The 4987-nt window shown below is 73.2% G+C and carries 4 protein-coding genes; all 4 read left to right on the forward strand.

What is annotated here, in order from left to right:
* The first annotated feature begins 195 nt into the window (after positions 1 to 195).
* Complete coding sequence (locus BM064_RS26185) at positions 196 to 1752, forward strand: hypothetical protein (RefSeq protein WP_092866418.1); 1557 nt, start codon at positions 196 to 198, stop codon at positions 1750 to 1752.
* Between the two features lie 155 nt (positions 1753 to 1907).
* Positions 1908 to 3383 (forward strand): hypothetical protein, encoded by a 1476-nt coding sequence (locus tag BM064_RS26190; protein ID WP_092866421.1) that lies wholly within the window; start codon positions 1908 to 1910, stop codon positions 3381 to 3383.
* 29 nt (positions 3384 to 3412) lie between these two features.
* Positions 3413 to 3709: a hypothetical protein gene (locus tag BM064_RS26195; RefSeq protein ID WP_092866425.1), complete on the forward strand. Its 297-nt coding sequence runs from the start codon at positions 3413 to 3415 to the stop codon at positions 3707 to 3709.
* Positions 3710 to 4149: 440 nt separating this feature from the next.
* The coding region (locus BM064_RS26200; protein ID WP_218161134.1) for a hypothetical protein at positions 4150 to 4987 on the forward strand (838 nt) is incomplete at its 3' end.

Here is a 4987-nt window from a genome sequence, read left to right on the forward strand (position 1 = left end):
TCTACGCCCGACGGGACAGCAAAGGATGGGCCGACCTCCAGAACGACGTCCATCGCAAGTTCCTCAAGGGCTGGCTCGAACACCAGGGCGCAACGTTCGAAGGAGGCGAAGTCCAGCAGGTCAAAGAGAACTGAACCCAGGGGGCGACGTCGTCGACCTCCATGAAGAGCGCCACAGCAGACAAAGGAGCGCGCCATGTCCATCACCGCCCTGACCGTCGCCGCGACCCGCCTCGGCCGAGGCCTTAGCCGGACCGCCCGGCGGGTCGGGCTCCTGCCGCCGACGCCGCTCGAAGAACTCGACCGCCTGCCGCGACTGGCGGAGCCGAAGGCGCTGGGTCGCCTGGCGCGTCGGGACGCCGTGTCGCCCGCCGGCCGGTCGCTCGTCATCGCCCATGTCGACGCCGGCGCCCGGTCCGTCGCTCGCCGGCTGGGGACCGCGGTCGCCGATCTCGAGGCCACCTGCCGCCGGGACCTCGACGCGCCCCTGCCCGATGCCTTTGATGCCGGGGGCGTGGTTCGCCGCTTCGAAGGCCTGGAAGCCCCGACGATCCTGCGCCGCTTGCGCACCGACCTGCCGTCGAGGCGCGCCGAGGCGCGGCGCGCGTTCATCGAGCTGACCGCCTTCCGGCGCGAGCGCGGCGTCGACGGCCGCCCGGTGCGCGAGCCCTGGCCGATCCTCGTGATCCTGCTCGCCGCCCTGGCGATGATCACCGGGGAGGCGTTCCTGAACGGGGCTTTCTTCCGGGACGTGGCCGCAGGCGGCCTGCTCGAGGGCTGGATCGTTGCCGGGTGCTTCGCCGCGGCCAACGTGACGCTCTCCGGCCTGGTCGGCGCGTGGCTGCTGAGATACGCCCTCAACGGAGGAAGCTGGGATGTGCGTCTCGTCGCATGGATCGGAGTCCTCGTCGGGGTCGGCGTGCTGGCGTTCCTGCACCTGTCCCTGGTCAGCCTGCGGGTCGCGGCGGTCGAGGCCGGTTTCCTCGGCGAGGCGGCGCGGCAGGCCCTCGACCTCGTGGCGCAGGATCCGCTGCACTGGCGCCACGACCTCGCGTCGATCGGCCTTCTTGGCCTCGGCGTGGCCATATCCGTCCTGGGCGTCCTCAAGGGCGCCCGGGCGGTGGGCGACCCGATCCCGGGCCTCGGCGCGCGCCATCGCGCGCACGTCGAGGCGGTGCTGAGCTGCGAGGGTTTGGCCGAGGACGCTCACGACGACATCGTCGATGCGGCCGACGAGGCGCAACGCGAGATCCTGTCCGCCCGAGAACCGCTTCGGCGGCTGGATGCCCGTCTCTCCATGCGGGAGGCCGACGTCGCCGCGCTGACGGCGGGACTGCAGTCATGGCCCGGGCGGGCGGAGGCCCTGCTCGCTTCCGCCGAGGCGATCCGGCGCGACGAGATCCTCGCGCTCGAGGCGGCCTCGCCCTACCCGGCGCCGGACCTCGGCGCTGGCACGGCCACGGCCGGCGAAGCCCTTCCCGAAGCGGCCCGCTCCGCCGAGGCCGCGGCGGCGCAGTTGCACGCGCGCCTCGCGGCTCGGCGCGCGGACATCGCCGCGCGCCTCGTCGAGATCGACGTGGCCGGGGCCGTGGCGCGCGTCGAGCAGGCGCGTGACGATGCGCTCGCGGAACTCGCCACGTTCGTCGCGGGCGCGCCGCCCGCGTACCCGCGGACGGCTTCGTCACGCCAGGCCCGCACGGAGGACGCCGACGCCGCCGTGTCCAGGGTCTACGTGATGTCGCCCGGCGAGTGACCCCGCGCGGGACGGCGCCGGGCGCGCCGTCCCGCGATCCGCCCACGATGTCCCGCAGAAGCTCCCGCGTCCTGTCCGACGACCTCGACCGCCGGACCGGCAAGTCTCGGGACAGGGCGTGGCTCGCCCGCCAACGCAGATGAGGAGACAGGAAGATGCCCACGTTCCCGCCGTTCCCGCGCCGGTGGCGGATCGCCCCGCTGGCGGCCGGCCTCGCGGCGCTCGCGCTTTCCGGCTGCGCCGGCTCGCCCATCGCCCGGGCCCCGGCGACCGAGCCGGAGATCAGCTTCGACGTCGATGCCATGGATGCGCCGCTGGCTTGCCTCACGCAGTACGTTCGCGACAACAACCGTCTCGGCATCGGCGAGCGGGGGCTCTACGACCTGACCCTGCGGGTCGGCAAGTTCCCCGATCGGTCGGGCAAGTCCACGCCGACCACGCCGTCCGACAACCCCCAACGCCTGCAGACCTACTTCCAGGACGCGGTCGCCAGCAGCGGGTTGTTCACGATCTCCTCGATCGACGACGGGGCAGCTTTCGGCGGCGACCTGCCGCGCCCGCCGGGCGGCACCGGTCACGCCCCGACCGACAACGTGGCGACCCTGCTGCTGACCGGCGTGCTCGACGGCGACGCCGATCTCAGCAACCGCAGCGCCGAGGGCTCGCTCTCGATCGGCCCGCTGCAACTGCTCTTGTCCGGCAACGACCGGGTGGTCGCGCAGCGGCTCTACGCGGAAGTGGTTTCCAGCAGCGACGGCACCCTCGTCTACCGCACCGTAGACGACCCCTTTGCCGGGGTCAGCCGGCGCATGCACATGTCGGTGACGACCAACCTCGTGCTGCCTGAGACCGGGTTCAACCTCGGCGCCTCGTGGTTCGGCGCCTCGGGCGACGGCGGCATCGCCGGCGGGGGCGCCACGGCCAAGCTCGCCCGCATCAAGGGCCTGACACTCGCCTCCAAGGCGGTCTGGTTCGAGGTGCTGCGGCGGATGACCAACTCCTACGCCGCCTCGGAGCGGTGTCTCACCCCGCGGGCCCGCGCCGCCGTCCGCTTCCCGACCGAGCTCGACGGCGTGGTGGTCGGACGGATCGGGGCCGACCGCGTGGCCGCAACGCGCCCGGCGCGGACGGCGCCTGCCGCCTCTCCGCAAGCCACCGCCGCGCCCCGGTCCCAGCCCGCCGCAGCGCCGGCTCCTAGCTCGGAACGCCGTGTCTCCCCCTCGCCGGCCAGGGCCGAGCCGCGCGTGGCCTCGGCCTCCTTTGCCGGAAGCGCGCGCCCCGTCTCGCTGGTCGCGCTCGACCCCGGTCGGGCCGACCCCGCCGCCTTCGTGAGCTTCGTCCGCGGCCTTCCGGCCTCGCTGCGCGTGGTGTTCGGAGCCGGTTCCGAGACGGGTCTCTTCAACGCCGCCGCCCGGGTGCTGGAGAACCCGGGTTCCGGCCAGGTGATGCGCCTGCAGCTCGGCGGCCGCCGGGTCGACTTCGTCGCGGGCGCTCCCGTCCGCCGACCGCCGAGCGGCCCCGGCGTGTTCTGCCGCCGCCTCTCCATCACTGCCGACGACGGCGCCCGCGCCGGGCTCGACGCCTGCCGCGATCCCGAGCGTCCCATCTGGCGCTTCAACGCCGACGCCTGATCCCCGACCCCGGTCCAAGGAGACCCGCCATGACCCGCACCCTGATCCTCCCCCTTCTCGCCCTGGCGCTCGCCCCTGTCGCCTCGGCGGCCGCCGACGCGCCGCCCAAGGTCGAGGTCGTCGCCCCCGACGAGGCCACCGGCCTCTGGCTCGCCGCCAGGGATCGCTCGGGCCGCCTGTTCCTGCGCTACTGCACCCCCGACCAGCCCGCCCGCTGCTCCCCTTGGGCCGCCGCGGACCTCGGATGGGGAGACCGCGTCGAAACCGACGATGCCAATGTCCGGCCGTCCGCGCTGGGCAACCTCCCCTTCGGAGCAAGGGACTGAGGCGCCGCCGGCCCGCCCCTCGCGGCTCCGGCGACCGCAGGCGAATCCCTAGCCTTGATCGCGGAGAGATGCGCCGGGATCACCGTTCAGGAAAGACGCACACGCCGACCCATCACGCCCCGAAGTCTCCTCATGAGACTCCGATCATTCGTCCCCAACACCGGTACGCGGGCCTGGCCAGACTGCCGATGTCCGAGACCTGCGACGCCACGGGGACAAGCGAAGCGACCGCAAAGCGCCCGCAATCCGACGCTGGTCGGCGTTCGCTTGATTGGCAAAGTGGCCCGCGCTTTCCAACGGGGTCGGTGCGCCAGGCGCCGGACGACTGAACCGACGCCGGTCCTCGCAATCGCCGTCGTCATCGGCATGCTTGCCAGCCGACCAAACAGCCGCGCAACTTGATCATCCAGACCATCCAGAAATCATTCCCGGACCTGACCGTGCCAGAAGATCTAGACGAGCTGCTGCAGACCTTCCTCACCGCCGATGTTGAAGACATGCGTCGCCTGCTGGAGACAGAGCCCGCGTTGTTGGAGCCGCAAGCGGCGGAGCGGCTGGACGACTGGGCGCGGGCCTGGTCCGATCGGGACGAGGCGGAGAAGAGCCAGAACTGCGCGGCGCATTCCGCCCTTCTGCGGGCCTGCGCCGAGGAGGGCGTGGGGGCGGCGTTCGAGGCGATGGCGGCGGCACAGGCGACGGCGCAGGCCCCGGATCTCGGCGAACGGCTGATGGCGGCCCTCACGGCGCGGAGTTGGCAGGAGACGCGGGACCTTCTGGAGGCCGCTCCTCAGCTCTACGGCGAGGCGGCTCTGGCGCTCCTGGCGCAGCTTCGCGACGTGCTGGAGGACGCGGGCGCCCGGGCCCAGGTGGAGGAGCACCTGGAGCTGTTCCGCCGCTGCGCGGAGGTCGGCGTAGGCGCGGCCTTCGCCGAGAGCTCGCCCCCGTCCTCCGGGGAAGACGGGGGCGAGCTCTCGGCCCTTCTCGCCCGGATCGGCCCGATGCAGGGCTATCCGGCGAGGGTGCATGAGCTCGTCGCGCTCTGCGACCTGGCGCTGGACCTTGTCGACCGTCCGGCCCAGGACCGGCTCTGGGCGGCGCTCCAGGACACGCGCGCAAACGCGCTGCTGAGCCTGGGAGAGCTCGCCGGGGACCCGGCCGTGCTGGCCGAGGCCGTGCGCGGCTACGACGCCGCCCTCGAGGTCAGAACCCGCAAGGCCATGCCCGCCGACTGGGCCCGGACCCAGTCGAACCGCGCCGCCGCGCTGCAGCGCCTGGGCG

The organism is Albimonas pacifica, assembly GCF_900113695.1.
Lineage (GTDB): Bacteria > Pseudomonadota > Alphaproteobacteria > Rhodobacterales > Rhodobacteraceae > Albimonas > Albimonas pacifica.

Bases quoted from the DNA above. Each gene is read 5' to 3' on its own strand.
- BM064_RS26190 (WP_092866421.1), top strand. From the start codon at position 1,908: ATGCCCACGTTCCCGCCGTTCCCGCGCCGGTGGCGGATCGCCCCGCTG.
- BM064_RS26195 (WP_092866425.1), top strand. From the start codon at position 3,413: ATGACCCGCACCCTGATCCTCCCCCTTCTCGCCCTGGCGCTCGCCCCT.
- BM064_RS26185 (WP_092866418.1), top strand. From the start codon at position 196: ATGTCCATCACCGCCCTGACCGTCGCCGCGACCCGCCTCGGCCGAGGC.